Origin of the sequence: Dickeya sp. Secpp 1600, from assembly GCF_003049805.1 — a bacterium.
GTDB lineage: Bacteria > Pseudomonadota > Gammaproteobacteria > Enterobacterales > Enterobacteriaceae > Dickeya > Dickeya fangzhongdai.
Genome location: NZ_CP023484.1, coordinates 1361724 through 1388260 on the forward strand (window position 1 = coordinate 1361724; position 26537 = coordinate 1388260).

The following is a 26537-nucleotide window of genomic DNA, read 5'->3' on the forward strand; positions in this document are numbered from 1 at the left end:
ATTCTATAACAAGGCTGACAGACAATTTTTGCCCGTAAGGGAAAGAGAGGGGAAGGTGAGTACACTCGGTTATTTACAAAAAGTAGGCCGCGCCCTGATGGTGCCGGTCGCCACGTTGCCCGCAGCCGCCATCCTGATGGGGGTGGGTTACTGGATTGATCCGGTCGGCTGGGGCAGTGAAAGCGCGCTGGCCGCGCTGTTGATCAAGTCCGGCGCCGCCATTATCGAGCATATGGCGGTGCTGTTTGCGGTCGGCGTCGCCTACGGTATGTCGAAAGATAAAGACGGCGCCGCGGCGTTGTCCGGTTTTGTCGGCTATCTGGTGCTGACGACATTGTGTTCGCCTGCGGCGGTGTCGATGATTCAGCACATCCCACTGGCGGAGGTGCCAAAAGCGTTCGGTAAGATTGAAAACCAGTTCATCGGTATTCTGGTCGGGATCATTTCCGCCGAACTATACAACCGTTACAGCCAGGTCGAATTGCCCAAGGCGCTCTCTTTTTTCAGCGGTCGCCGCCTGGTGCCGATTCTGGTTTCGATGCTGATGATCGTGGTGGCGTTCGTGCTGATGTACGTCTGGCCGGTGATCTACAACGCGCTGGTTTCCTTTGGCGAGCATATTCAGCAACTGGGATCGGTCGGCGCCGGTATCTATGCCTTCTTTAACCGTCTGCTGATTCCGGTGGGGCTGCACCATGCGCTGAACTCGGTGTTCTGGTTTGATGTGGCCGGCATCAACGATATTCCTAACTTCCTCAGCGGGCAGCAGGCGATTGACGCCGGCAAAGCCGTTCCCGGTATTACCGGGCGCTATCAGGCCGGTTTCTTCCCGATCATGATGTTTGGCCTGCCGGGGGCGGCGCTGGCGATTTATCACTGCGCTCGTCCGGAAAACCGCAGTCGGGTGGCGGGGATTATGGTGGCGGCGGCGTTTGCAGCCTTCTTCACCGGCATTACCGAACCGCTGGAGTTCTCCTTCATGTTTGTGGCGCCAGTGCTGTATGTGCTGCACGCCGTACTGACCGGGATTTCGGTATTCATCGCGGCCAGTATGCACTGGATTGCCGGTTTTGGTTTCAGCGCCGGTCTGGTGGATATGGTGTTGTCTTCGCGCAACCCGCTGGCGACGAACTGGTACATGCTGCTGCTGCAAGGCGCCGCGTTCTTTGTCATCTATTATGTGGTGTTCCGCTTCACCATCACCCGTTTTAACCTGATGACGCCGGGGCGTGAAGCCGCCGCGGCGCAGTCCTCATCCGAGGGAACCGCCGCTCCTGCCGGCAACAGCCAGTCGGTGGCGAGAGGTTACCTGCAGGCTATCGGCGGCAAGGATAATCTGACCGGAATTGATGCCTGTATTACCCGCTTGCGCCTGAGCGTGAAGGATTCCGGCCTGGTGGATGAACCCGCTGCACGCAAGCTGGGGGCGGCCGGGGTCATCCGTCTCAACAAGCAAAGCGTGCAGATTGTGGTTGGCACTCAGGCGGAAAACATTGCGGCGGCGTTACGCGAGGTGTCGCAGGAATAATTCGGCGACGCCCCATGGTTGTCAGATGTCGGGAAACGGAGCATACGGAGACGTACGCTCCGTTTTTTTATCTTAAACTTTCGTGAAACAAACGGTTGTTTCCCAGCGTGGCTTGTTGGATCATTAGTGGTTATGGGTTGTTTTTTCGCATTTGAGGAACCAAGCATGAGTGAGGCTGAAGCCCGCCCAACCAACTTTATTCGCCAGATCATTGATGAAGATCTGGCTACCGGCAAACACGACCATATTCAGACGCGTTTTCCGCCGGAGCCGAACGGCTACCTGCACATCGGTCACGCCAAGTCCATCTGCCTGAACTTTGGCATTGCCGAAGATTACAACGGCAAGTGCAACCTGCGCTTTGATGATACCAACCCGGTAAAAGAAGATATCGAGTACGTTGAGTCCATCAAGCATGACGTTCAGTGGCTGGGTTTTTCCTGGAGCGGCAACGTTCGCTACTCGTCTGATTATTTTGATCAGCTGCACTTTTACGCGATTGAACTGATTAATAAAGGGTTGGCGTATGTCGATGAGTTGACGCCGGAGCAGATCCGCGAATACCGCGGCACCCTGACCTCGCCGGGTAAAAACAGCCCGTACCGCGACCGTAGCGTCGAAGAAAACCTGACGCTGTTCGAGAAAATGCGCAGCGGCGGTTTCGCTGAAGGCACGGCGTGCCTGCGCGCCAAAATCGATATGGCCTCGCCGTTCATCGTTATGCGCGATCCGGTGCTGTACCGCATCAAATTTGCCGAGCACCATCAGACCGGCAACAAATGGTGCATTTATCCGATGTACGATTTCACCCACTGCATTTCCGATGCGCTGGAAGGTATCACCCATTCGCTGTGTACGCTGGAATTTCAGGACAACCGCCGCCTGTATGACTGGGTGCTGGATAATATCTCCATTCCTGCCCACCCGCGGCAGTATGAGTTTTCCCGCCTGAATCTGGAATACGCGGTGATGTCCAAGCGTAAACTGAACCAGCTGGTGAACGAGAAAGTGGTGGAAGGCTGGAACGATCCGCGTATGCCGACTATCTCCGGCTTGCGTCGTCGCGGATACACTGCGGCGTCCATTCGTGAGTTCTGTCGTCGTATCGGCGTCACCAAGCAGGACAACACCGTGGAGATGGCGGCGCTGGAATCCTGCATTCGCGACGATCTGAACGAGAACGCGCCACGGGCGATGGCGGTGCTGGATCCGGTGAAGGTAGTGATTGAGAACCTGCCGGCAGGGCATGAAGAGTGGCTTTCTATGCCCAATCATCCCAATAAACCGGAAATGGGATCGCGCCAGGTGGCGTTCAGCCGCGAGGTGTATATCGATCGCGCTGATTTCCGCGAAGAAGCCAACAAGCAGTACAAACGTTTGGTGCTGGGCAAAGAAGTGCGCCTGCGTAACGCCTATGTCATTAAGGCCGAGCACATTGATAAAGACGAGCAGGGCGTGATCACCACGATTTACTGCAGCTGCGATACGGAAACCCTGAGCAAAGATCCGGCTGACGGCCGTAAAGTGAAAGGCGTGATCCACTGGGTATCGGCGGCTCATGCACTGCCGGCGCAGTTCCGTCTGTATGACCGTCTGTTCAGCGTGGCTAACCCCGGCGCGGCGGAGGATTTTCTCTCCACCATCAACCCGGATTCGCTGACGGTCGCCCAGGGCTTTGTGGAAGCCAGTCTGGGTCAGGCTGAAGTTGAAAAAGCCTATCAGTTTGAGCGTGAAGGGTATTTCTGCGCCGATCGCGTTTATTCCAGCGCGGATAATCTGGTGTTTAACCGCACGGTCGGTTTGCGGGACAGTTGGGCGGGGTAACAGCCGCCCGGCTACCGGGAAAAAGACAAAAATAAAACCGCCGCGGCGGTTTTATTTTTTCTCTGCATCGAGTGATTAGCGTTCGTTGTGCGCATTGTCGTCTTCACGGCAATCGCCGCTACTGCAATGGCCGTACAAATACAGGCTGTGGTTGGTCAGTTTGATGCCGTGTTTCTCGGAGATCTCACGCTGGCGCGCTTCGATAGACTCGTCGCTGAATTCAATCACCCGGCCGCAATCCAGACAGATCAGATGATCATGATGGTGCTGCTGCGTGAGTTCGAAAACCGACTTGCCGCCTTCGAAGTTATGACGGGTAACGATGCCGGCGTCGTCAAACTGGTTAAGCACGCGGTAAACGGTAGCCAGACCAATCTCTTCCCCCATATCAATCAGCTTTTTGTATAAGTCTTCCGCGCTGACGTGGTGGCATTGAGGATCCTGAAGCACTTCCAGAATTTTCAGTCGTGGAAGTGTGACTTTCAGGCCAGCCTTCTTTAATGCGGTATTGTTGTCAGTCATGCGGATTTAGTCCTGTTACTTGCTTTATCTGGGAGGCTATTAGCCTAGTATCATCGGTCGGCTTAAAAAAGGTCACTGTGTCTCAATTATAGAACCGCGCCGTCGAAATGAAAACCACGGAACTTTTACAATATGATTCTTGCTAACTCTCTGTATTCAGAGTTGTTCCCTGCGAGAGACATATTGTACGCCAAGACAGGTCATTAAACGCAACCGGCTGACCGAGTGGGTATTGTACCCTGTCGGAATGAAAAGTTAAAAAAATGTATCACTGATTGTGATAGGTTTTGTCTATCTATATAGATATGGCTCTGAATACATCGGTATCAGAGCCATAGATGAATCAGGCCTGCAGTGCTTTCAGGTTCAGCTCTTCGCTGATTTGCTTGACCCAGTTGGAGACGCGTTCGCTGGTCAGCTCCGGCTGACGATCTTCATCGATGGCCAGACCGATAAAGTGGGTGTCATCCGCCAGACCTTTTGAGGCTTCGAAGTAATAGCCTTCGGTCGGCCAGTGACCGACGATATTGGCGCCACGCGGCTCGATAATATCGCGAATGGTGCCCATGGCGTCGCAGAAGTACTCCGCATAGTCTTCCTGATCGCCGCAACCGAAGATGGCGACCAGCTTGCCGGCAAAATCAATCTCTTCCAGCGTAGGGAAGAAGTCATCCCAGTCACACTGCGCTTCGCCGTAATACCAGGTTGGAATACCCAGCAGCAGGATGTCGAAACGCTCAAGATCTTCTTTGCTGCTTTTGGCAATGTCGTGCAGTTCGGCGACGTCGCTGCCCAGTTGTTGCTGGATCGTCTTGGCGATGTTTTCGGTATTGCCCGTGTCACTGCCAAAAAAAATGCCTATGAGAGCCATAGATAAAATAACCTCTTGATTCTTAAGGGTATGGTGCTTGCGTCACCCACGATCCGCTAATAATAGCAGACACTGTCTGACGGATAAACGTGTATCTGTTGCCATATCGTGAAATGGCGAGGAAGCGATTAATTGATTGTTTTTGCATCACTCCCTTAATGTTTTTTTAATTTTTTTAAAATACGATATTCGTACAGATGACTGAAAATATGGATAATTGGTTAAATATCTAATTTTTATTAGCTTTTAAACGACATAAAACACTAAACATTCCTATAGTTTTGACGATGACAGAGCATGGTGCTTTTATTGAATGTAAATGTGCAGCAATGTTTCTTACAAAGCGAGAGACTTTCTCATCGCATAAATCAAAACAAGACTTACCTCCTCGACCAATAGCCCATTTATGGAGTCAACTATGCAATTCCTAAAAAATATTGCCATTCGCACAGCCATGCTGTGGGTGCTTGGCATCTTCTGTGTGTTATGGATTGCTGTTTCGGTCTACACCATGTATTCGTTCCGGACCATGAACGAAACCTCCAAAACCAGTGCGTTGCTGGTCAACAATATGAATTTGGTTAACACCGGCAACGACCAGTATTTCCGCATGGTGACCCGACTGGCGCGTGCGATTGACTATCGTCAGAGCGGCGATAACCAGAAAGCGGACGAACAGCAAAAATCATCACAGGCCGCGCTGGATTTACTGAAATCCAACCTGGAAGCATTCAAGAAGATTGATCATGCCGGCATGTCGCCGGAGTTGGTTGACGCGGTAATCCGCGACTGGGGCAATCTGATTACTCAGGGCGTCGAGCCCATGTTCCAGCGTGCGGCGGACAAAAAGTTCGATGACTATGACAAATTCGCCAAAGATATCGTGCCGGCCTTCAGCCGCCAGTTCAACGTCTCTTTCACCAACTTTAATAAAGCGGGTTCGACGATGTTCGTCGATGCCGGCAACCGACTGGAGACTATCACTGGCGTCGGCCAGAACATTTTGCTGGCGGGGCTGATCGCCGGTCTGGTGATGTTATTCCTGACCGACCGCTATCTGGTGGCTTGTCTGGTGCGCCCGCTTAACGATCTGCGCGATCATTTCCAGGTGATTGCCAACGGCCGTCTGGGGAAACCGATTCTGGATTTCGGCAACAACTGCGTGGGCCGGCTGTTCCCGCTGTTGCGCGATATGCAGGGCAGTCTGGCCAATACCGTCAGCACCATTCGTACCAGTGCTGACTCTATTTATCAGGGCGTATCGGAAATCGCTTCCGGTAACAACGATCTGGCGGCTCGCACCGAGTCACAGGCGGCAGCGCTGGAAGAAAGCGCCGCCAGCATGGAACAGCTGACATCAACGGTAAAACAGAACGCTGAAAACGCCAGCCACGCCAGTCAGCTGGCCCGTCAGGCTTCCACCACCGCCAGTAAGGGCGGGGATTTGGTTGATAATGTAGTGAAAACCATGGCGGAAATCTCCGGCAGCTCGAAGAAAATCGCCGAGATCACCAGCGTTATCAACGGTATTGCCTTCCAGACCAACATTCTGGCGTTGAACGCGGCGGTGGAAGCGGCCCGCGCCGGTGAACAAGGACGGGGCTTTGCCGTGGTGGCCGGCGAGGTGAGAAGTCTGGCGCAGCGCAGTGCGCAGGCAGCCAAAGAGATCGAACACCTGATTGCCGAGTCGGTGCGTTGTGTGGATAACGGGTCGACGCTGGTAGCCGATGCGGGCAGCACCATGAGCGAGATCGTGACCGCGGTAACCAACGTCACCGACATTATGGCGGAAATCGCCACGGCGTCGGATGAGCAGAGTAAAGGTATCGCACAGGCCGGTCAGGCAATCACGGAAATGGATAGCGTGACTCAGCAGAACGCCGCGCTGGTACAGGAAGCCTCGGCGGCAACCCGTTCGCTGGAAGAGCAGGCGATGGTGCTGACCGAAGCGGTATCGGTATTCCGTCTGTCGGAAGAACAGTCGGCCGGTCTGCCGCCGAGACGCGATCGTCAGGCGCCGTCCAAAGCGGTGGCGGCTCCCGCCAAAGCCCTGCCGGCCGCTACGACGAGCAGCAGCAAAAAGAGCAGCGATAACTGGGAAACGTTCTGATAGTCGTGGAAACGTTCTGATGTAATAGGACGACCGGCGTCATGGACGACGCCAGCGAGGTTTAGTTTTCTTGTTCCGCCAGCTGCGCCAGCAGTATTTGTTCGATCAGTTCACTGCGGCTGATGTTTTTTTGTTCAGCCAACGCATTCAAAATGTCTACCGCTTCACTATTGATTTTCAGCTCAACGCGACGCAGACCTCGCACCCGGTCACGCCGTAACTGATTGCGTTTATTGATCCGTAACTGCTCGTCGCGGGAGAGCGGGTTGGTTTTGGGCCGCCCCGGACGACGCTCGTTCGCGAACAGATCCAGCGTGGTGCGATCCGTTTGTTCTTTTGCCATAGATAATGGTACTGCAAGAAATTCGGCCAAAACGCCGCTTTTGATCACCGGGATTCGAACACCGGGGTAATCCGTCGCTTTCGGCAACTCAGGCCGCGTTTTGATGAAATGTGGTTAACGATGCAAGTGGCCAGACAGCCGTCCCTCAATACTGCGCGCGCCATGATACCCCAGCCGTTGCGGTGGCGACAACGGTTTACTGGAGGGCGGCGCGCAATTAAACCGTAGATTGACTCCGGTTGGCGCCGATGTCCGGCAGCCGAGATTCCGACGTTGCCTGCTGCGTTATCAATCGGCGGCCAGGAAACGGTGGATGGCGCGCAGCACCGCTTCCGGTTTTTCCGCATGAACCCAGTGGCTGGCGCCGCTCACCACGTGCGCTTTGGCGGCAGGGAACTGGCGCAGCAGCGCATCGCGATAGCGATCGTCCAGATAAGGCGACTCGCTGCCGCGGATAAACAGGATCGGGCCGGGCCAGGCGGGCACCTCTTGCCAGCCAACGATGTGTTCGTACTGATCCCACAATACCGGCACGTTAAAGCGCCATTCTCCCTGCTGGAAAGACTTCAGCAAAAACTGGACGACGCCTTCTTCGCCCGGCAGGTAATCACGCATGATTTCCGCGGCTTTGGCGCGCTGCTCCACACCAGCATCGCTAACGGCGCGAATGGCGGCGAAAACGTTGTCGTGACGACGCACCTGATAGTCCACCGGCGCGATATCAATCGCCACAATGCGCTCGATACGCCCGGCAAGCATTTCGGTCAGCGCCATCGATACCTTTCCCCCCATCGAGTGACCGACCAGAATCACACGCTCCAGCCCCAGTTCGTCAATCAGTTCACGCACATCCTGCGCCATCGCCGGGTAGTTCATCTCCGGAGAGCGGGGCGACAGCCCGTGGTTGCGCAGATCAATCTGCAACGTATCGTGGTGTTTTTGCAGGTCGCGGGCCAGAACGCCAAGATTGTCCAGATTGCCAAACAAGCCGTGAATGAGAATAACCGGTAACCGGTTCTGCGGGTGTTGCGCGTTTTGCCAGCGATAATTCAATTTCATGGTGAAGTTCATTCAGAGAGACAGTGGCTTAGGGTATCATGACTTTACCATGACGCTTCGCCGCAGGGTAAACTCTGTCGGGCAGCGCTCGTCGGGGCAGGGGATAGAAAGCCGCATTCATGGAACAGGGATGCGTGCGCAAATTCAGGATAATCCTGAATTTGGCGTCACCGGCGTCTGACGCTGTTCGCGGGTTGCGCATAGCCTGTATAATTCCTGATGATTGATTAAAGACATAAAACAGTACTGGATAAAAATGAAAACTATTGAGGTCGACGACGAGCTTTACCGTTATATCGCCAGCCACACTCAGCATATCGGCGAGAGTGCATCGGATATTTTACGGCGCATGCTGAAATTCAGCGGCGCGCAGCCAGCCGCCGCGGCAACTCCGTCGCCAGCGGCGTCGACAATCGCCCAGCCTGCGGCCGCACAGCCGTCTCGTGACCGGATAAGAACCGTGCGCGAGTTGCTGCTGTCGGACGAATATGCCGAGCAGAACAAGGCGGTCAATCGTTTTCTGCTGGTACTGTCCACCCTGCATCGCCTGTCGCCGGAAGCGTTTGCGGCTGCTACCGAATCGCTGCATGGCCGCACCCGCGTCTATTTTGCCGCCGACGAGCAGACCTTGTTGCTGCACGGCGCTCAGACCAAACCCCGGCACATCGACGACACGCCTTACTGGGTTATCACCAACACCAATACCGGTCGCAAACGCAGCATGATCGAGTACATCATGCTGGCGATGCAGTTCCCGCCGGAACTGACTGAGAAAGTTTGCGGCACTATTTAAATCACTGCGTCAGGAAGAAACGCCAATGGCTAATCACCCGAGAGCCGGACAACCTACCCGGCAAAGCGACCTGATTAATGTCGCACAGTTGACGTCCCAGTATTATGTGTTGCGCCCGGATGTCACCAATCCGGCTCAGTCGGTTAAATTCGGCACCTCCGGGCATCGCGGTTGCGCCGCCCGCCACAGCTTCAATGAAGCCCATATTCTGGCGATTGCTCAGGCGATTGCCGAAGAGCGCAGCCGCCAGGGCATCACGGGGCCGTGCTACGTGGGGAAAGATACCCATGCGTTGTCCGAGCCGGCGTTTATCTCGGTGCTGGAAGTGCTGACGGCCAACGGCGTTGACGTCATTGTTCAGCAGGATAACGGTTTTACCCCGACGCCGGCGGTGTCGAACGCGATTCTGGTGCACAATCGTCAGGGCGGCGCGCTGGCGGACGGCATCGTGATTACCCCTTCCCATAACCCACCGGAAGACGGCGGCATCAAATATAACCCGCCTAACGGCGGCCCGGCGGACACCAACCTCACCAGCGTGATTGAGAAACGCGCCAACGCGCTGCTGGCGGACAATCTGCGCGACGTGAAACGTCAGTCGCTGGATAAGGCGCGCCTGAGCGGTCATCTGCACGAGCGCGATTTGGTTGAACCGTATGTCGAGGCGCTGGGCGAGGTAGTGGACATGGCGGCGATTCAGCGCGCCGGCCTGAAACTCGGCGTCGATCCGCTCGGCGGCTCCGGCATTGCCTACTGGCAGCGCATCGCCGAGCGCTACCAGCTGGACCTGACGCTGGTCAACGACGCCGTCGATCAGACCTTCCGTTTCATGACGCTGGATCACGATGGCGTGATCCGCATGGACTGCTCGTCCGTGTCGGCGATGTCTGGTCTGCTGGCGCTGCGCGACAAGTTTGATCTGGCTTTCGCCAACGATCCGGATTATGACCGTCACGGTATCGTCACCCCGGCCGGGTTGATGAACCCGAACCACTATCTGGCGGTGGCTATCAACTACCTGTTCCGTCATCGCCCGCAGTGGAGCGAGTCGGTGGCGGTCGGCAAAACGCTGGTGTCCAGCGCCATGATCGACCGGGTGGTGGCGGATCTCGGCCGTAAACTGGTGGAAGTGCCGGTTGGTTTCAAATGGTTTGTAGACGGCCTGTTCGACGGGACATTGGGCTTCGGCGGCGAAGAGAGCGCCGGCGCGTCGTTCCTGCGTTTTGACGGTAAACCGTGGTCGACCGACAAAGACGGCATCATCCTGTGTCTGCTGGCGGCGGAAATCACCGCGGTGACCGGCAAAAACCCGCAGCAGCACTATGATGCGCTGGCCGAGCGTTTTGGCGCGCCGAGCTACAACCGTTTGCAGGCGCCGGCGACGCACGCGCAGAAAGCAGCGTTGTCCAAACTGTCGCCGGAAATGGTGTCCGCCAGCACGCTGGCAGGCGACCCGATCACCGCTCGTCTGACCGCTGCGCCCGGCAATGGCGCGTCGATTGGCGGCCTGAAGGTGATGACCGACAACGGCTGGTTTGCCGCGCGCCCGTCCGGCACGGAAGAGGCTTACAAAATTTACTGCGAAAGTTTCCTCGGCGCGGAGCACCGCGAGAAAATCGAGAAAGAAGCGGTTGAGATTGTCAGCGCGGTGTTGAGCAGCGCGAAGTAACGGGTCAACCCGGTTGAAAAGCAGGGCGCTGTGTCAACAGCGCCTTTTTTATGCCTGCGGCCAGTCGTTTATCCCAACGCCACCAACAGCGCGCCGGCGGAAATCAGCGCGACGCCAACCCCGGCCAACAGCGACACTTTTTCTCCCAGCAGCAGCGCCGCCAGAATCACCGCGAACACCACGCTCAGTTTGTCGATGGGCGCCACCTGCGCGACGGTGCCGCTTTTTAGCGCCATAAAATAAAACAGCCAGGACAGCGCGCCCGCCACGCCGCTCAGCACGATGAACACCATCGCCTTGTGGTTGGCAAGTACGGTGCCGAACAACGATGTTTTGCCCTGCGCTACCACTACGCCGACCAGAAACAGCGCCATGATCACCGCACGAATGGCGGTGGCGGTATTGGCGTCCAGCTGTTGCAGGCCGATTTTGCCAAACAGCGCCACCAGCGCGGCGCACAACGCCGACAGCAAGGCGTAAAGTAACCAGCTACTCATTGATATTTTTCTCGCGGATAAAAATCAGGATGCTACGCCTGACGCGGGCAGGGCGCCAGCGGCATGAATCATTAAAGGACACAAGCTAGGGCATAAACCGGTAGCCGATGGCGGTCTCGGTCAGAAAATGGCGCGGGCGGGCCGGGTCGTGTTCCAGTTTTTGACGCAAATGACCCATGTAGATACGCAGATAATGGCTGTGCTCCACCGCGTTAGGGCCCCAGACCTGATTGAGCAGTTGGCGCTGCGTCAGCACCTTGCCGGGGCTGGCGAGCAGGGTGGTCAGCAGCCGGAATTCAATCGGCGTCAGGTGCAGTTCCTGCTGGTCGCGCATGACCTGACGATTGACCAAATCCACCGTGACGTTCGAAAAGCTAATGAGCGGGGTTTCCTGCTGGGAGGCGCTGAAACGGCGCAGCGCCACCCGAACCCGTGCCAGCAACTCGCCGATGCCGAACGGTTTGGTGAGGTAATCATCGGCGCCGGCGTCCAGCGCGTCTATCTTGTCCTGCTCGTCGGTACGGGCGGACAGCACGATAACCGGAATCGCGCTCCACTGGCGCAGATCCCGGATGTAATCAATGCCGTCGCCGTCGGGCAGACCCAGATCGAGAATAATCAGATCCGGTTTACGGGTCGCGGCTTCGATCAGTCCCCGTTGCAGCGTTTCAGCGTCGAATACGCGACAGCCTTCGTTCTCCAGCGCGTTGCGGACAAAACGCCGGATCTCTTTCTCATCTTCTACGATCAGGATGTTGGTCTGTAACAGGGTCAGGACTCCATCTCTTCAGGTTCGAGCGCCGGCGGCGGCGCCAGCGGCAAAGTAAAGTGGAACACCGCGCCGCCGTCATCCGCGTTGGTGGCCCAGATTCGTCCGCCGTGAATTTCCACAATGGCCCGGCAGATCGCCAGCCCCAGACCGACGCCGGGAATGGAAGATTCTTTGTGCCCGCGGGCGAACTTGTCAAAAATCATTCTTTCCTGACCTTCGGGGATGCCGGGGCCGTTATCCCGCACCTGCACTTCCAGCATATCGCCGGAGGTCGGGGAGGAAACCTGGCTGGCGGAAACGGTGATCGTCGCCTGCTCGCCTGCATATTTGATGGCGTTTTCCAGCAGGTTGATCAACACCCGTTCGATCAGGCTGGCGTCGCAGTACACCAGGGTCATGTCCTGCGGCAGCCGTAAATGAATAGTATTGTTTGCCAGCGAATTTTCCAACTGCCGCAACGCGCTTCCGGCGAGTTCTTCCAGCGTTTGCCACTCTTTGCGCAAATTGAAGCCGTCGGACTGGATGCGCGCCATATCCAGCAGGTTGTTGACCAGCCGGGTGGTACTGAGGATGTGCTGGCGGATCTGGCTGGCCTGCGGCGCATAGGGCGAGCCTTCGGACGCCAGGTTAAGCGTCAGGATTTCCGCCTGACCAAACAGCACCGTCAACGGGGTGCGCAAATCATGGGACAGAGCAGCCAGCAGCGAGTTGCGTAGCTGTTCGCGTTCAGCGTCCAGCCGCGCGTTTTCGGTGCTTTTGACCAGATGCAAACGCTCCAGCGCGTTGGCGATCAATACCGTGAAGGTTTCCAGCATACGTTGCTGCTCCGGAATCATCAGCTGGCGAACATTATTCGGCTCGATGGCGATGACGCCGAAGGTCAGTTGCGGCGTCGCCAGCGGCAGAAGCTGATACGGCACGCCCGGCAGGGTCGTGGTGCCGGCTCCGGCGGGGGCGGCGTGATCGTAGCTCCAGCGGGCGATGGCCTGATCGACGATCAGTTGATCGGGTTCGTCGAGCGCGGCCTGTTGCAGCTCTGCCGTCGGGGAGGATACCGGCTCGGCCAGCAGAATGGCGATCTTGGCCTGAAAGGTGGAACGCAGGAAATGGTGACTGGCTTTGGCGATATCCTGCACCGACAGGCTGCGGTTGAGCGCCTTGGACATTTCGTACAGATGCCGCACCCGTTGCTCACGGTAGCGGGCGACGCGGGCCTGATAACGCACGCCGGCGGTTAGATTCCCTACCAGAATACCGATGGTCAGCATCACCGCAAACGTGACCAGATACTGAACGTCTGCTACCGCGAATGTCCCCTTGGGCACCACAAAAAATAGATCGAAACTGGCGACGTTGATGACCGCGGCGAACACCGACGGCCAGCGGCCATAAAACAGCGCGATGATCACCACCGCCAGCAGGTAGAGCATGACCAGATTGACCGGCTCCAGCATGGAGAACGGCGACCACAGCGCCAGCAGCGTAATCAATGTGCAGAGCAGGGCGGCGACGCCGCAGCCGTACAGCTGCAACCGCCATTTGTCGGTGATTCCCCGGATATCCGGGGTCTTGGGCGGAGGCGGCGCGGCGTCGTCCTGCACCGATACCACGACCAAATCGAGGTCAGGCCCTAACTTGCCGAGTTTCTCGGCGAAGCGGGTGCGGCGCCACCAGCCGAGTTTCTGTTCGGGGTGACGGCCAATCACGATCTTGCCCAGATTGTGCTCGCGGGCATAGCGCAGTACCGCGCGCTCCACCGACGGGTCGGAAAGGGTGGCGGTCTCCGCCCCCAGATCCTGCGCCAGTTTCAGCGCGCGCAGGATCGCCCGTCGTTCGCCTTCCGGCAGACGGTGCAGGCGCGGCGTTTCGACGTAAACCGCGTGCCAGATGCTGCCCAGACGGGCGGCCAGACGGGCGGCGGTGCGCACCAGCTTTTCGTTGCCCGCGCCGCGGCCGATGCACAGCAGGATAGCGTCGCGGGTATGCCAGACCCGTTCGCGTCCCTGACTGGCGCGCATCGCCCGCATCTGGTCGTCCACCCGGTCGGCCATACGCCGCAGCGCCAGTTCGCGCAGAGCAAGCAGGTTGCCTTTGCGAAAGAAGTTTTCGATGGCGCGTTCCGCCTGCATCGGCAGGTAAACTTTGCCTTCATTGAGGCGCTGGCGCAGGTCGTCAGGCGGCAGGTCCACCAGCACCACTTCATTGGCGTCGTCAAAAATCGGGTCCGGGACGGTTTCCCGCACCCGGATGCCGGTCACGCCGCCGACGATGTCGTTCAGGCTTTCCAGGTGCTGCACGTTGACGGTGGTGAACACGTCGATGCCGGCGTCCAGCAGTTCCTGCACGTCCTGCCAGCGTTTGGGATGACGGGAACCACGGATGTTGCTGTGCGCCAGTTCATCGATCAGGATCAGCGCCGGGCAGCGCGCCAGCGCCGCGTCCAGATCGAATTCATGGTGATGACGGCCGTAATGGCTGATTTTCTTCATCGGCAAATGCGGCAGCCCCTCCACCAGCGCAGCGGTTTCGCTGCGCCCGTGGGTTTCCACCACCCCGACCAGCACATCCAGCCCCTGGGCCTTCAGGCGCTGCGCTTCCTGCAACATGGCGTAGGTTTTCCCGACCCCGGCGCAGGCGCCGAAGAAGATTTTCAGTTTGCCGCGCGGCTGTTCTTCAATCTGGCTCAGCAGGCTGTCCGGGTCGGGTCGACGCTGTTCCTCGTCGGTCATTTCTGTTCCTCGTAGGGTGGGCCCTTAATCAGGGAAGCGGTTTAAGCTGGTCTAACGCCATATTCAATTCTACGACATTCACCACCGGCGTTCCGATAAATGCGGGCCACGGCGTGCGCGTATAGCGATTGATCAACTGCTCTACCTGATCCTGCGTCAGACCGCGCGCTTTGGCGACCAGTCCGGCCTGATAGTCGGCGGCCGACACTGAAATGTGCGGGTCCAGGCCGCTGGCCGAAGCGGTGACCAGCTCCACCGGTACCGGCGCGTTGTCGCCGCGGCGCTGGTGCCAGGCCGCGACGTTCTGACTGACGGCTTTGTCCAGCGCCGGGTTGCTGACGGCGAGGTTGCTGCCGCCGGACGCCATCGCGTTGTAGGCGCTGTCCGACGTGGCGGACGGGCGGCTCTGGAAGTACCCGTCACGGCTGAACGCTTGCCCAATCAGCGACGAGCCGACCGCTTCGTCCTGCCGATAAAGCAGGGAACCGTTGGCCTGCACCGGGAACAGCCATTGCCCCAGCGCGGTGACCAGCAACGGGTAGCCGACGCCGGTGATCAGGGTCATCAGCAGTAATAAAACCATGGAAGAACGGACATAATTCATGATAATTACCTTCAGTTACGCCAGCCCGGTGACAGTCAGGAGCACGTCGATTAGTTTGATGCCGACGAACGGCACCAGCAGACCGCCCAGCCCATAAATCCACAGGTTACGGCTCAGCAGCGCCGCGGCGCTCATGGGTTTATAACTGATCCCTTTTAGCGCCAGCGGGATCAGAAACACGATAATCAACGCGTTGAAGATCACCGCCGACAGCATCGCCGAGGCAGGGGAGTGCAGTTGCATCACGTTTAGCGCGTTCAACTGCGGATAGGTGGCGGCAAACGCGGCCGGAATGATGGCGAAATATTTGGCTACGTCGTTGGCGATGCTGAACGTGGTCAGCGAACCACGGGTCATCAGCATCTGCTTGCCGATATGCACCACCTCGATAAGCTTGGTGGGGTTGGAATCCAGATCCACCATGTTGCCGGCCTCTTTGGCCGCCTGGGTGCCGGAGTTCATCGCCACCGCCACGTCGGCCTGCGCCAGCGCCGGGGCGTCGTTGGTGCCGTCGCCGGTCATCGCCACCATGCGGCCTTCCGCCTGATACTGGCGAATCAACGCCAGTTTGGCTTCCGGCGTGGCTTCCGACAGAAAATCGTCCACGCCCGCTTCGGCGGCAATGGCGGCGGCGGTCAGCGGGTTATCGCCGGTGATCATAACGGTCTTGATGCCCATGCTGCGCAGTTCGGCGAAACGCTCCTTGATACCGCCTTTGACGATATCTTTCAGCGCCACCACGCCCAGTACGCGCTTGCCTTCGGCGACCACCAGCGGGGTGCCGCCCTGACGCGCCACGCCGGCGACGGCGTCTTCCACTTCCGCCGGGAACTGGCCCTGATTGGCTTCAATATAGCGGCGCAGCGCGTCCACCGCGCCTTTGCGGATGGTGCGCCCCTGAATATTGACGCCGCTCATGCGGGTCTGCGCCGAGAAGGGCACGAAGGTGGCGTCCAGGTCCCGCAGCGCCCGTTCGCGCAGACCGAAACGCTGTTTGGCCAGCACCACGATGCTGCGGCCTTCCGGGGTTTCGTCCGCCAGCGAGGCCAGCTGCGCTGCGTCGGCCAGCGCCTGCTCGCTCACGCCCGGCGCCGGCAGAAACGCGGAAGCCTGACGGTTGCCCAGCGTGATGGTGCCGGTCTTGTCCAGCAGCAGCACGTCGATGTCGCCGGCGGCTTCTACCGCACGGCCGCTGGTGGCGATGACGTTGGCGCCCAGCATGCGGCTCATGCCGGCGATGCCGATGGCCGACAGCAAGCCGCCGATGGTGGTGGGGATCAGGCACACCAGCAGCGCTACCAGCACGGTGATACTAATCACCGAGCCGCTGTTGTTGGCGGTGACGCTGAACCAGGAGAACGGCGACAGCGTGGCGACCACCAGCAGGAAAATGATGGTCAGTTCCACCAGCAGGATGGTGAGCGCCACCTCGTTCGGGGTTTTGCGGCGTTTGGCGCTCTCCACCATGGCGATCATCCGGTCGATAAAGGTTTCGCCAGGGTTGACGGTGCACTGGATTACCAGCCAGTCGGACAGCACGCGGGTGCCGCCGGTCACCGAGGCGAAATCGCCGCCGGATTCACGGATCACCGGCGCCGATTCGCCGGTGATGGCGCTTTCATCCACCGAGGCGCCGCCTTCCAGCACCTCGCCGTCGCAGGGGATCATCTCGCCTGCGGACACCAGCACTACGTCGCCTTTGCGCAGGCTGTCGGCCGGCACTTTCTGGGTGGCGGCGTCATGGTGCGGCGCGGCCAGCTTGTTGGCCCAACTGGTTTTTTTCACGCCTTTGAGGGTTTCCGCCTGCGCCTTGCTGCGACCTTCCGCCAGCGCTTCGGCGAAGTTGGCGAACAGTACCGTCACCCACAGCCACAGTGAAACCGCGCCGGTGAACCCGGCGCTGCCGGCGGTTTGTCCGCTGACTATCGCCAGCCAGATACCGGCGGTCAGCAGGCTGCCGATATACACCACGAACATCACCGGATTGCGCCACTGGACGCGCGGATCGAGTTTTTTTACCGAATCCACCAGCGCGTTACGCAACAGAGCGGAATCAAAAAGCGTTTGCTGTTTACGAATCATCTTCTTTCTCCGGCTCAGTGAACCAGACTTGACTGTAAATGCTCGGCAACTGGACCGAGTGCCAGGGCAGGAATAAAGTTCAGCGCGCTAATCAGCAAAATGATGGCGATCAGCAGACCGATGAACAGCGGGCCACGGGTGGACAACGATCCCTTGGTTTCCGGCTGGCGTTTTTTCGCCACCAGCGAACCGGCGATCGCCAGCACCGGAATCAGCGACGAGAAGCGGCCCAGCAGCATCGCGATACCCAGCGTCAGGTTATAGAACGGGGTGTTGACGCTAAGGCCGGCAAAGGCGCTGCCGTTGTTGTTGGCGGCCGAGGAGTAGGCGTACAGCACCTCGCTAAAGCCATGTGCGCCAGGGTTCAGGATGCCGGCGCGGCCGGCTTCGGTGCCGAGCGCCAGCGCGGTGCCCAACAATACCAGCGCCGGGGTGATCAGAATCGCCAGCGCCGCCATCTTCATTTCCCAGGCTTCGATTTTCTTGCCGAGGTATTCCGGGGTTCGGCCGATCATCAGCCCGGCAATAAACACGGTCAGCATCACGAACACCAGCATGCCGTAGAAGCCGGAACCTACGCCGCCGAAGATCACTTCGCCAATCTGCATCAGCCACATTGGGATCAGGCCGCCCAGCGCGGTAAACGAGTCATGCATGGCGTTGACCGCGCCGCAGGAGGTGGCGGTGGTGATGGCGGCGAAAAAGGCTGACGTCAGAATGCCGAAACGGGATTCCTTGCCTTCCATGTTTTGCGCGCTGTCCGCGCCCAGCGACAACAGATGCGGATTGCCGCTCACTTCGGCGTACATCACTACCGCGGTGGCGGCGATCAGCATCAGCGACATCGCCCACAGCAGGGTATGGCCCTGATGACGGTCATTCACCACCCGGCCGAAGGTAAAGCACAGCGCCGCCGGAATCAGCAGGATGGACAGCAGTTGCACGAAATTGGTCAGCGCGTTCGGGTTTTCGAACGGATGAGCCGAGTTGGCGCCTAAAAAACCGCCGCCGTTGGTGCCCAGCATTTTAATGGCTTCCTGCGAGGCCAGCGGCCCCATCGGCAGCACCTGCGATGCGCCTTCCAACGTGGTGAGATGCTGGTAGGGCAGGAAGTTCTGAATACTGCCCTGACTAATGAAGAACAGGCTGAGCAGCAGTGAAATCGGCAGCAGCAGATACAGATTGATGCGCAGCAGATCCAGCCAGGCGTTGCCCAGTTCGTGGGTAGTGCGGCGGGCGAAGGCGCGCATCAGCACGAAAGCCACGGCGATGCCGGTGGCGGCAGACAGGAAATTCTGTACCGTCAGCCCCACCATCTGGCTGAAATAGCTCAGGGTGTTTTCCCCGCTGTAAGCCTGCCAGTTGGTGTTGGTCACAAAACTTATCGCGGTGTTGAGCGCCAGATGCCAGGACAGGCCCGGCATCTGCTGCGGGTTCAGCGGCAGATGATCCTGATACGCCAGCATCAGGAACAGCAGCACGATACCCAACAGGTTGAACACCAGAATCGCGCCGGTGTAGTGTTGCCATCCCATTTCACGGGTTGAAAAACCACACAGCCGGGCCGCGCCCAGCTCGTAACGGCGCATGCGGCCGGTTTCGCCTTCCACCAGCCGCGCCATAAACTGGCCGAGCGGCTGTGCCAGCACCAGCAGGATCGCAAACAGGCTGACGATCAATAAAAAAGCATCGCTGGGCATCAGAATTCCTCCGCGTTGAGCAATGCATAAAAAAGATAAACCAGCAGTAGTACCACCAGCATACCGCCTGCCATCAGGCCAATATTCACAGGTCACCTCCAACGGTGTTGACTCGCTATCATCCGGTCGTTTCCCTTATCTGGCGCACCGTGCAACGGCATTAACTGGTCAGGCGCGCCTGAGAAATGGGATTCTTCCTACGGCGTTCAGGCTACGCAGAGCGGAAAAAAGAAGGTGCAAATTTCCACGAGGCGGGCGTAAAAAAAGTATAAAAATGGTGAAAGATACGTCAGTTAGGCTGCTGATATGCCAGAGAAGAGCGCAGGCGTCGGTGCATTCCGGCTGGCAGATTTTTTAGCGTGGGTTAGTGATGTGTAACCATTGAGAATCAAAAAATTAACCATAATTTAACTTATTGATGTTGATGGAAAAATAGTTAATTCTCGTGTTGCTATCTGGTCCGATGAGTGTAAAATTTAATCAAAAGTAAACCGTTTAATCAGGAGGCGTTAATGATGTCCTACGTTGTTTATCCCTGGTACCGGGTCGCCTTGCGCCGCATCGGCGTGGTGTTGGTGGGGATTCTGGCGCTGCCGGTGATGCTGTGCTGGCGTGGCCGTTCCCGTTTTTACAGCTACCTGCATCGCGTTTGGCTAAAGACCAGCGATAAGCCGGTGTGGCTGGAACAGTCGGAGCATGCCGCCGGCTATTTTTACTGATTGACCCCGCTCGTTCAGGAAAGCCGCCTGGCGGCTGTTCTTCCTTTCTGTGCTGTTTGCGCTGTTATTACCGCTGGTACCCTTTTTCTTGTTTCTTTTGCTGAATATCTGACCGCTTCCCTCTGCGTAGCCGTGGCGCGCTCTGTTATGATTTTGCCAGTTAGTCGCGGCGCGGATGCGCTGACTGTAACGTTTATCTTCCGGGGAAAGCGGGATAATTCCGCTATGCTATTGAGATAGCACTCTCTTTTAATACAGGGGACACCATGACAGCCGATCTGATTCCCGTTGGCATCAGCGCCTGCCTGCTTGGCAATCCGGTGCGTTTTGATGGCGGGCATAAACGACTGGCCTTTGCCGTTGGGCAGCTTGCTCCCTATTTTCATTTTGAACCGGTATGCCCGGAGATGGCGATCGGCTTGCCGGTGCCGCGTCCGGCATTGCGGCTGGTTAAGTCGGATGAAGGGCGCCTGCGCCTGCTGGCCAGCAATGGTTCCGGGCTGGATGTGACGGACAACATGGCCGCGTTCTCCGCTGAAAAAGCGGCGGAACTGGCGCACCTGTGCGGTTATATCGTTTGCGCCAAATCGCCGAGCTGCGGTATGGAACGGGTTAAAATTTATGATGCCGCTCAGAACAACGCGCGTAAAAGCGGGGTGGGGCTGTTTACCCAGCAAGTAAGGGAAACGTTGCCGTGGCTGCCGGTGGAAGAAGACGGTCGCCTGCATGATCCGGCGCTGCGTGAGAACTTCATTGCCCGGGTCTATGCGTTGCATGAATTCAACCAGTTATGGAAAAAAGGGTTGAGCCGCGGCGCGCTGATGAGCTTCCACAGCCGCTACAAGCTGCTGTTGCTGGCGCATTCGCAGCCGGAGTACCGCGAACTGGGGCCGTTCGTCGCCGCGATGGACCAGTGGGATTCGCTGGAGGCGTTTGCGGCGCAGTACCGGCTGCGATTTATGACGCTGCTGTCGCGCCCGGCTTCCCGGCGCAATCACACCAATGTGCTGATGCATGTGCAGGGGTATTTTCGCCGTCAGTTGACCGCCGGGCAGCGGCAGGAACTGACCCAGTTGATCGATCGCTATCGTCAGGGCATGCAGCCGTTGCTGGCGCCGCTCACCCTGCTGCGCCATTACATGGCGGAGTACCCGGATGCCTGGCTGGCGCAGCAGCGCTATTTTGATCCTTACCCGGAGGCGCTGCGGTTACGTTATGGGCATTAATTTTTCAGCAGTACGTTAAGGATGGTTCATGACCACACATCTGGTCTGGTTTCGTCACGATTTACGCCTTACCGATAATCTGGCGCTGCACGCTGCCTGCCAGGATCCCGACGCACGGGTTGAGGCGGTGTTTATCGCCACGCCGCAACAGTGGGCCAGCCATGTCATGGCGCCGTGTCAGGCGGCGTTTCTGCTGGACAATTTGCGTGGTGTGCAACAGGCGCTGCGGGAGAAGGGCATCCCGCTGCACTACCATCAGTGCGATGATTTCGCCGCCAGTGTACGCTGGCTGGCCGATTTCTGCCGCGAGCGTCAGGTGACGCGTCTGTTTTACAACCGTCAGTATGAATGGAATGAACGCCAGCGCGACCAACAACTGGAACAAGCGCTGACCGGCGTGACCGAATGCCGGGGATTTGACGACAGCCTGCTGTTGCCGCCCGGCAGCGTGGTCACCGGCTCCGGCGACATGTACAAGGTATTTACGCCATTTCGCGCCGCCTTTCTCAAACGATTGCAACAAAGCGATGTCGGTTCGGTGCCCGCACCGGCTGCTCGCCGACAGGGCGACATCACGCTGGCGTCGCTGGCGCCGTTCGACTATCCGCAAACCGACGTTGATGCCGATTTTCCGGCTGGCGAGCCGGCGGCCTTGCAGCGCCTACGCCAGTTCTGCCGTGAGCAGGTGATGTTCTACCATGAACAGCGCGACCTGCCCGCACTGGCTGCCACCAGCAAGCTGTCGCCGTATCTGGCGCTGGGGGTATTGTCGCCGCGTCAGTGTTTCAATCGCTTAACGATGGAACACCCGGACTGGCTGGTCCGGTCGGAAAGCGGCGCGTTTACCTGGTTCAATGAGCTGGTATGGCGCGAGTTTTACCGCCACCTGCTGGTGTTCAGCCCGGCGTTGTGCAAGCACCAGCCGTTTATCGGCTGGACGCGGCGCGTGGCATGGCGCAACGCGCCGGACGAACTGGCGGCGTGGCAACGGGGAGAGACTGGCTACCCCATCGTTGATGCGGCGATGCGTCAGTTGAACCAGACCGGCTGGATGCACAACCGGTTACGGATGATTTGCGCCAGTTTTTTGGTGAAAGACCTGCTGATCGACTGGCGTGAAGGCGAACGTTACTTCATGAGCCAACTGCTGGACGGCGATTTGGCCGCCAATAACGGCGGCTGGCAGTGGGCGGCATCCACCGGCACCGACGCCGCGCCTTATTTTCGTATTTTCAACCCGACGACGCAGGGCGAGCGCTTCGACCCGGAAGGCGTGTTTATTCGGCGCTGGGTACCGGAGCTGGCGCAGGTTCCGGGCAAGGCCGTTCATCAGCCTCACGACTGGGCCGTGCGCCAGCAGCGGCGCATCGACTATCCCTTGCCGATTGTCGATCACAAACAGGCGCGCACGCGCACGCTGGCGGCATTTGAAGCCGCGAAAAGCGGCGAAACGGCATGATCGCCACTGAAGACAGAAAGGAGCACAAGCTATGCGTAATACCGAACTGGAAAGCCTGATCAACGGTTTTCTCAATGTGGCGGCGTTTCAGGACTACGGGCCCAACGGGCTACAGGTGGAAGGGCGCAGCGAGGTGCGGCGCATCGTCACCGGCGTCACCGCCTGTCAGGCGTTGCTGGATGCCGCCGTGGCGCAGCAGGCCGACGCGGTGCTGGTGCATCACGGCTATTTCTGGCGCAACGAGCCGGCGGTGGTGCGCGGCATGAAACGTCAGCGCCTGAAGACCCTGTTGGCTAATGACCTCAACCTGTACGGCTACCACCTGCCGCTGGACGCTCATCCGGAAGTCGGCAACAACGCCCGGCTGGCGGCGATGCTGGGGATCCGGGTGCTGGGCGAGATTGAATCGCTGTTGCCATACGGCGAACTGCCCCAGCCTTGCAGCGGCGACGACTTGCGTCAGAGGCTGGAAACGGCGCTGGAGCGGCCGGTGTTGCATAGCGGCGACAATGCGCCTGCGCAGATCGGGCGTATCGCCTGGTGTACCGGCGGCGGGCAGAGTTTTATCGATCAGGCGGCTGACTTCGGCGTTGATGCCTTCATCACCGGCGAGGTATCGGAGAAAACCATCCACACCGCCCGTGAAATGGGGCTGCATTTCTATGCCGCCGGCCATCACGCCACCGAGCGGGCCGGGATCCGCGCGCTGGGCGAATGGCTGGCGTCGCAACATGGTTTTGACGTGACATTCATTGATATCCCTAACCCGGCGTAATTGAACAGTCGGACGCCGTACACCATGACGGCGGCGGGATAAGACAGACAACATCAGGCTGGAGGAAGGATGCAACGCGCACGCTGTTATCTGTTGGGTGAGAAAGCGGTGGTGCTGGAACTGGAGCCGCCGCTGCGACTGGAAAGCCAGCAACGAATCTGGGGGCTGGCGGAGCGTCTGGCCGGGCACGACGACGTCAGTGAAGTCATCCCCGGTATGAATAACCTGACGGTGGTGCTCCGGCATCCGCGTCGGCAGGCGCTGGATGCTATCGAACGGCTACAGCGCTGGTGGGAAGAGAGCGAATCGCTTACCGACGTGCCACAGCGCGACGTGGCGATTCCGGTGATCTACGGCGGCGAACAAGGGCCGGATCTGAACGTGGTGGCGGAGCATTGCGGCATGACCGCGCAACAGGTGGTGGAACGTCATGCCGCCGGGCGCTATGTGGTCTACTTCCTCGGTTTCCAACCCGGTTTCCCGTATCTCGGCGGGTTGGATGAGGCGCTGTCCACGCCGCGACGCGCCGAACCTCGGGTGCTGGTGCCCGCCGGTTCGGTAGGGATCGGCGGCAGCCAGACCGGCGTTTATCCGCTCAGTACGCCGGGCGGCTGGCAACTGATTGGCCGCACCTCGCTGGCCCTGTTCCAGCCGACGCAGACGCCGCCGACGTTGTTGAGGCCGGGTGATCGGGTACGCTTTGTTCCGCAGCGGGAGGGAATATGCTGAAGATTATCCGGGCAGGATTGCAGACCACGGTGCAGGATCTCGGGCGCCCGGGGTGGCGGCAACTGGGCATCAGCCAGTGCGGCGCGCTGGATAGCCCGGCGCTGAAGCTCGCCAATCTGCTGGTGGGGAACGACACGGACACGGCGGCGCTGGAAATTACGCTGGGGCAACTGGTTGCCACCTTCACCACACCGTGCTGGATTGCGCTGACCGGGGCCGACTGTCACGCCACATTAGACGGCAAAACGCTATGGACCGGCTGGTGTTTTGCGGCGAAAGCGGGGCAGACGTTGCGCCTGCGTTCGCCACGTAACGGCATGCGCAGTTATCTGGCGCTATCCGGCGGAATCGCGGTACCGGAGGTGCTGGGATCCCGCAGCACCGACCTGAAGGCGGGAATTGGCGGGCTGGAAGGACGCCCGCTGGCGGACGGCGATACGTTGCCGCTGGGAAAACCGCGGCGTTTACCCGGCCGTTCCGTCGGGGTTAAGCAACTGCTGTTCAGCAATCGGGTGCGGGTGTTGCCGGGACCGGAGTATCAGGAGTTCAGCGAAGAGGCGCGCGACAATTTCTGGCGCACCGGCTGGCATCTCAGCCCACAGAGCAACCGTATGGGCTATCGCCTGCTGGGGCCGGAGCTGATGCGTGAAAATCACCGGGAAATGCTGTCCCACGGTCTGCTGCCGGGGGTGATTCAGGTGCCCCATAACGGCAAGCCGATTGTGCTGATGGCCGATGCCCAGACGACCGGCGGCTATCCGCGCATCGGTTGCGTGATTGAGGCTGACCTGTACAACATGGCGCAGTTGCGCCTGGGCGAACCGGTGCATTTTATTCGCTGCTCGCCGGATGACGCGCTACGGGCATTGCAGGAGCAACATCGCTATCTGGAACAACTGGCCTGGAGGCTGCATGGTAATTGATTTGAACGCCGACCTGGGAGAAGGCGGCCAGCACGATGAGGCACTGTTACAATTGGTCAGTTCCGCCAATATTGCCTGCGGTTTTCATGCCGGCGACGCCGACCTGATGCGCCAGTCGGTGCGCTGGGCCATCCAGTATGGCGTGGCGATTGGCGCGCATCCGAGCTTTCCCGATCGCGAAAACTTCGGCCGTTCGGCCATGAACCTGCCGCCGGAAACGGTTTACGCGCAGGTGGTGTACCAGATTGGCGCGCTGGCGGCGATCGTCAAGGCGGAAGGCGCACGCCTGTTTCACGTTAAACCCCACGGCATGCTCTACAATCAGGCGGCGCGCGAGCCGGCGCTGGCGGATGCCATTGCCCGCGCGGTGGCGGCGGTGGATTCGTCGCTGTGTCTGGTGGGTCTGGCGGGTAGCGAGCTGATTCGTGCCGGTAAACGAGCCGGGCTGAAGACTCGTCAGGAAGTGTTTGCCGACCGCAGCTATCAGGCTGATGGCTCGCTGGTGCCGCGCGATCAGCCCTCCGCCGTGATCAGCAGCGATGAACTGGCGCTGGCTCAGACGCTGGAAATGGTGCAGCGTCAGCGGGTTCGCGCCAGCAATGGCAGTTGGGTCGCGGTGCAGGCGGAAACGGTCTGTCTGCACGGCGATAACGCTCACGCGCTGATCTTCGCCCGCCGGTTACGAGAAAGCTTCACCCTGTATGGCATACAGGTTACGGCCCGATAACGGAGGAGAGGATGCCCGAAGGCCCCGAAATTCGACGTGCCGCCGATCGGCTGGTTGCCGCAGTGGTGGGAAAAACGCTGACTGGCGTGTGGTTTGCTTTTCCTGAACTCAAACCCTACGAAGCAACGCTGATGGGGGAAAAGGTTGAACGTATCGTCACCCGTGGCAAGGCGCTGTTGACCTGGTTCTCCAATGACGTGGTCATGTACAGCCATAATCAGCTGTACGGGGTCTGGCGTGTGGGAAAACAGCCGCCCGATACCCGCCGGGAGCTGCGAGTCAGGTTGGATACCGCCGATAATGCCGTTTCGCTCTACAGCGCCTCTGATATCACTATGCTGACGCCCGAACAGCTGGCGGCTCACCCTTTTTTACAGCGGATTGGGCCGGACGTGCTGGATGAGTCATTAACGGTCGACGAGGTGCGGGAACGGCTGCTGTCGGCGCGCTTTTGCCGCAGGCAACTCGGTACCCTGTTGCTGGATCAGGGATTTTTGGCCGGGCTTGGCAATTATCTGCGGGTGGAAATTTTGTGGGCGTCAGCGCTGGCGCCAACGCGGCGGGCGGCGGATCTCAGCGAGACTGAACTGGCGATGTTAAGCCGCATGCTGCTGGAGATTCCCAGATTGTCGTACCAGACTCGCGGTTCGGAAGACGATGAGAATCGTCATCATGGCGCGTTATTCCGTTTTCACGTGTTTCATCTGGATGGGAAACCCTGCGAGCGCTGTGGTCACCCTATTGTGAAAAGCCTGGTGGCGTCACGACCGTTTTATGCCTGCCCGCACTGCCAGCAATGATACGCGGGTGAGGGGACCGGTGCGGCGAACGGTATGAAATGCAAATAAAAAAGGTCGGGTTGAGCCCGACCTTTTC

General features: G+C 58.8%; 24 protein-coding genes. 13 read left to right on the top strand and 11 right to left on the bottom strand.

All coding sequences use genetic code 11. From position 1 onward, the window contains the following. The first annotated feature begins 55 nt into the window (after window positions 1–55). On the top strand, window positions 56–1528 hold the full coding sequence (gene nagE, locus CPA59_RS06245; RefSeq protein WP_038918292.1) for an N-acetylglucosamine-specific PTS transporter subunit IIBC: 1473 nt from the start codon (window positions 56–58) through the stop codon (window positions 1526–1528). 165 nt (window positions 1529–1693) lie between these two features. After that, a complete protein-coding gene (gene glnS / locus CPA59_RS06250; RefSeq protein WP_107758895.1) occupies window positions 1694–3352 on the top strand; it encodes a glutamine--tRNA ligase in 1659 nt (552 codons plus the stop codon). Between the two features lie 75 nt (window positions 3353–3427). On the opposite strand, the gene fur is transcribed toward glnS, so the two are convergent. Then, window positions 3428–3874: a ferric iron uptake transcriptional regulator gene (fur, locus tag CPA59_RS06255; RefSeq protein ID WP_013316991.1), complete on the bottom strand. Its 447-nt coding sequence runs from the start codon at window positions 3872–3874 to the stop codon at window positions 3428–3430. 343 nt (window positions 3875–4217) lie between these two features. Further along, the gene (fldA, locus tag CPA59_RS06260; protein ID WP_049853562.1) at window positions 4218–4745 is read right to left on the bottom strand and encodes a flavodoxin FldA; all 528 of its coding nucleotides are present in this window, start codon (window positions 4743–4745) and stop codon (window positions 4218–4220) included. Between the two features lie 418 nt (window positions 4746–5163). Here fldA and CPA59_RS06265 point away from each other — a divergent pair, with 418 nt between their 5' ends. Beyond that, window positions 5164–6855, top strand: coding sequence for a methyl-accepting chemotaxis protein (locus tag CPA59_RS06265; protein WP_049853563.1), 1692 nt, complete (start codon window positions 5164–5166; stop codon window positions 6853–6855). 61 nt (window positions 6856–6916) lie between these two features. Here the strand turns inward: CPA59_RS06265 and ybfE are convergent, their stop codons facing one another. Then, window positions 6917–7198 carry a LexA regulated protein gene (ybfE, locus tag CPA59_RS06270; protein ID WP_033111703.1) on the bottom strand — a complete coding sequence of 94 codons (282 nt, stop codon included), beginning with the start codon at window positions 7196–7198 and terminating at the stop codon, window positions 6917–6919. A gap of 288 nt (window positions 7199–7486) precedes the next feature. Continuing rightward, window positions 7487–8257, bottom strand: coding sequence for an esterase (gene ybfF / locus CPA59_RS06275; protein ID WP_038918297.1), 771 nt, complete (start codon window positions 8255–8257; stop codon window positions 7487–7489). Between the two features lie 256 nt (window positions 8258–8513). Here ybfF and seqA point away from each other — a divergent pair, with 256 nt between their 5' ends. After that, entirely contained in the window at window positions 8514–9050 is a 537-nt protein-coding gene (seqA, locus tag CPA59_RS06280; protein WP_107758896.1) for a replication initiation negative regulator SeqA, read from the top strand. Between the two features lie 25 nt (window positions 9051–9075). Beyond that, on the top strand, window positions 9076–10719 hold the full coding sequence (gene pgm / locus CPA59_RS06285) for a phosphoglucomutase (alpha-D-glucose-1,6-bisphosphate-dependent) (RefSeq protein WP_038918299.1): 1644 nt from the start codon (window positions 9076–9078) through the stop codon (window positions 10717–10719). A 68-nt stretch (window positions 10720–10787) separates the two neighbouring features. Here the strand turns inward: pgm and CPA59_RS06290 are convergent, their stop codons facing one another. The 7 genes from CPA59_RS06290 to kdpF all read right to left on the bottom strand — a co-directional run bounded on the left by CPA59_RS06290 (window position 10788) and on the right by kdpF (window position 19177). Continuing rightward, window positions 10788–11216: an EamA family transporter gene (locus CPA59_RS06290; protein ID WP_038918300.1), complete on the bottom strand. Its 429-nt coding sequence runs from the start codon at window positions 11214–11216 to the stop codon at window positions 10788–10790. Between the two features lie 85 nt (window positions 11217–11301). Beyond that, window positions 11302–11991: a two-component system response regulator KdpE gene (gene kdpE / locus CPA59_RS06295; RefSeq protein ID WP_038918302.1), complete on the bottom strand. Its 690-nt coding sequence runs from the start codon at window positions 11989–11991 to the stop codon at window positions 11302–11304. Further along, window positions 11988–14717: a two-component system sensor histidine kinase KdpD gene (kdpD, locus tag CPA59_RS06300; RefSeq protein ID WP_107758897.1), complete on the bottom strand. Its 2730-nt coding sequence runs from the start codon at window positions 14715–14717 to the stop codon at window positions 11988–11990. Before kdpD ends, kdpE begins: the two co-directional genes overlap by 4 nt. A 28-nt stretch (window positions 14718–14745) precedes the next feature. Beyond that, the gene (gene kdpC / locus CPA59_RS06305) at window positions 14746–15321 is read right to left on the bottom strand and encodes a potassium-transporting ATPase subunit KdpC (protein WP_107758898.1); all 576 of its coding nucleotides are present in this window, start codon (window positions 15319–15321) and stop codon (window positions 14746–14748) included. A gap of 15 nt (window positions 15322–15336) precedes the next feature. Continuing rightward, on the bottom strand, window positions 15337–17403 hold the full coding sequence (gene kdpB, locus CPA59_RS06310) for a potassium-transporting ATPase subunit KdpB (RefSeq protein ID WP_038918306.1): 2067 nt from the start codon (window positions 17401–17403) through the stop codon (window positions 15337–15339). A 14-nt stretch (window positions 17404–17417) separates the two neighbouring features. Next, window positions 17418–19103: a potassium-transporting ATPase subunit KdpA gene (kdpA, locus tag CPA59_RS06315; RefSeq protein ID WP_107758899.1), complete on the bottom strand. Its 1686-nt coding sequence runs from the start codon at window positions 19101–19103 to the stop codon at window positions 17418–17420. After that, window positions 19103–19177 carry a K(+)-transporting ATPase subunit F gene (kdpF, locus tag CPA59_RS06320; RefSeq protein WP_202428405.1) on the bottom strand — a complete coding sequence of 25 codons (75 nt, stop codon included), beginning with the start codon at window positions 19175–19177 and terminating at the stop codon, window positions 19103–19105. Before kdpF ends, kdpA begins: the two co-directional genes overlap by 1 nt. Before the next feature lie 438 nt (window positions 19178–19615). On the opposite strand from kdpF, the gene CPA59_RS06325 reads away from it, so the two are divergent. The 8 genes from CPA59_RS06325 (at window position 19616) to nei (ending at window position 26461) form a co-directional block, all read left to right on the top strand. Further along, window positions 19616–19822, top strand: a complete 207-nt coding sequence (locus CPA59_RS06325; protein WP_038918308.1) for a YbfA family protein — start codon at window positions 19616–19618, stop codon at window positions 19820–19822. A 266-nt stretch (window positions 19823–20088) separates the two neighbouring features. Further along, window positions 20089–21048, top strand: coding sequence for a 2-thiouracil desulfurase family protein (locus tag CPA59_RS06330; protein WP_107758900.1), 960 nt, complete (start codon window positions 20089–20091; stop codon window positions 21046–21048). 28 nt (window positions 21049–21076) lie between these two features. Beyond that, window positions 21077–22507 (top strand): deoxyribodipyrimidine photo-lyase, encoded by a 1431-nt coding sequence (gene phrB / locus CPA59_RS06335; protein WP_107758901.1) that lies wholly within the window; start codon window positions 21077–21079, stop codon window positions 22505–22507. 31 nt (window positions 22508–22538) lie between these two features. Further along, a complete protein-coding gene (locus CPA59_RS06340; RefSeq protein ID WP_107758902.1) occupies window positions 22539–23282 on the top strand; it encodes a type 2 GTP cyclohydrolase I in 744 nt (247 codons plus the stop codon). Between the two features lie 69 nt (window positions 23283–23351). Continuing rightward, complete coding sequence (gene pxpB / locus CPA59_RS06345; protein WP_107758903.1) at window positions 23352–24011, top strand: 5-oxoprolinase subunit PxpB; 660 nt, start codon at window positions 23352–23354, stop codon at window positions 24009–24011. Next, window positions 24005–24934 carry a 5-oxoprolinase subunit PxpC gene (gene pxpC / locus CPA59_RS06350; protein ID WP_038660834.1) on the top strand — a complete coding sequence of 310 codons (930 nt, stop codon included), beginning with the start codon at window positions 24005–24007 and terminating at the stop codon, window positions 24932–24934. The genes pxpB and pxpC overlap by 7 nt, the downstream gene beginning before the upstream one ends. Continuing rightward, window positions 24924–25661 (top strand): 5-oxoprolinase subunit PxpA, encoded by a 738-nt coding sequence (gene pxpA, locus CPA59_RS06355; RefSeq protein WP_107758904.1) that lies wholly within the window; start codon window positions 24924–24926, stop codon window positions 25659–25661. The genes pxpC and pxpA overlap by 11 nt, the downstream gene beginning before the upstream one ends. A gap of 11 nt (window positions 25662–25672) precedes the next feature. After that, window positions 25673–26461: an endonuclease VIII gene (gene nei, locus CPA59_RS06360; protein WP_107758905.1), complete on the top strand. Its 789-nt coding sequence runs from the start codon at window positions 25673–25675 to the stop codon at window positions 26459–26461. Window positions 26462–26537 lie beyond the last annotated feature (76 nt).

Excerpts from the sequence above, each read along its gene's own strand:
- glnS (WP_107758895.1), top strand. The coding sequence starts at position 1,694 with ATGAGTGAGGCTGAAGCCCGCCCAACCAACTTTATTCGCCAGATCATT.
- fur (WP_013316991.1), bottom strand. The coding sequence starts at position 3,874 with ATGACTGACAACAATACCGCATTAAAGAAGGCTGGCCTGAAAGTCACA.
- fldA (WP_049853562.1), bottom strand. The coding sequence starts at position 4,745 with ATGGCTCTCATAGGCATTTTTTTTGGCAGTGACACGGGCAATACCGAA.
- CPA59_RS06265 (WP_049853563.1), top strand. The coding sequence starts at position 5,164 with ATGCAATTCCTAAAAAATATTGCCATTCGCACAGCCATGCTGTGGGTG.
- ybfE (WP_033111703.1), bottom strand. The coding sequence starts at position 7,198 with ATGGCAAAAGAACAAACGGATCGCACCACGCTGGATCTGTTCGCGAAC.
- ybfF (WP_038918297.1), bottom strand. The coding sequence starts at position 8,257 with ATGAAATTGAATTATCGCTGGCAAAACGCGCAACACCCGCAGAACCGG.
- seqA (WP_107758896.1), top strand. The coding sequence starts at position 8,514 with ATGAAAACTATTGAGGTCGACGACGAGCTTTACCGTTATATCGCCAGC.
- pgm (WP_038918299.1), top strand. The coding sequence starts at position 9,076 with ATGGCTAATCACCCGAGAGCCGGACAACCTACCCGGCAAAGCGACCTG.
- CPA59_RS06290 (WP_038918300.1), bottom strand. The coding sequence starts at position 11,216 with ATGAGTAGCTGGTTACTTTACGCCTTGCTGTCGGCGTTGTGCGCCGCG.
- kdpD (WP_107758897.1), bottom strand. The coding sequence starts at position 14,717 with ATGACCGACGAGGAACAGCGTCGACCCGACCCGGACAGCCTGCTGAGC.
- kdpC (WP_107758898.1), bottom strand. The coding sequence starts at position 15,321 with ATGAATTATGTCCGTTCTTCCATGGTTTTATTACTGCTGATGACCCTG.
- kdpB (WP_038918306.1), bottom strand. The coding sequence starts at position 17,403 with ATGATTCGTAAACAGCAAACGCTTTTTGATTCCGCTCTGTTGCGTAAC.
- kdpA (WP_107758899.1), bottom strand. The coding sequence starts at position 19,103 with ATGCCCAGCGATGCTTTTTTATTGATCGTCAGCCTGTTTGCGATCCTG.
- CPA59_RS06325 (WP_038918308.1), top strand. The coding sequence starts at position 19,616 with ATGATGTCCTACGTTGTTTATCCCTGGTACCGGGTCGCCTTGCGCCGC.
- CPA59_RS06330 (WP_107758900.1), top strand. The coding sequence starts at position 20,089 with ATGACAGCCGATCTGATTCCCGTTGGCATCAGCGCCTGCCTGCTTGGC.
- phrB (WP_107758901.1), top strand. The coding sequence starts at position 21,077 with ATGACCACACATCTGGTCTGGTTTCGTCACGATTTACGCCTTACCGAT.
- CPA59_RS06340 (WP_107758902.1), top strand. The coding sequence starts at position 22,539 with ATGCGTAATACCGAACTGGAAAGCCTGATCAACGGTTTTCTCAATGTG.
- pxpB (WP_107758903.1), top strand. The coding sequence starts at position 23,352 with ATGCAACGCGCACGCTGTTATCTGTTGGGTGAGAAAGCGGTGGTGCTG.
- pxpC (WP_038660834.1), top strand. The coding sequence starts at position 24,005 with ATGCTGAAGATTATCCGGGCAGGATTGCAGACCACGGTGCAGGATCTC.
- pxpA (WP_107758904.1), top strand. The coding sequence starts at position 24,924 with ATGGTAATTGATTTGAACGCCGACCTGGGAGAAGGCGGCCAGCACGAT.
- nei (WP_107758905.1), top strand. The coding sequence starts at position 25,673 with ATGCCCGAAGGCCCCGAAATTCGACGTGCCGCCGATCGGCTGGTTGCC.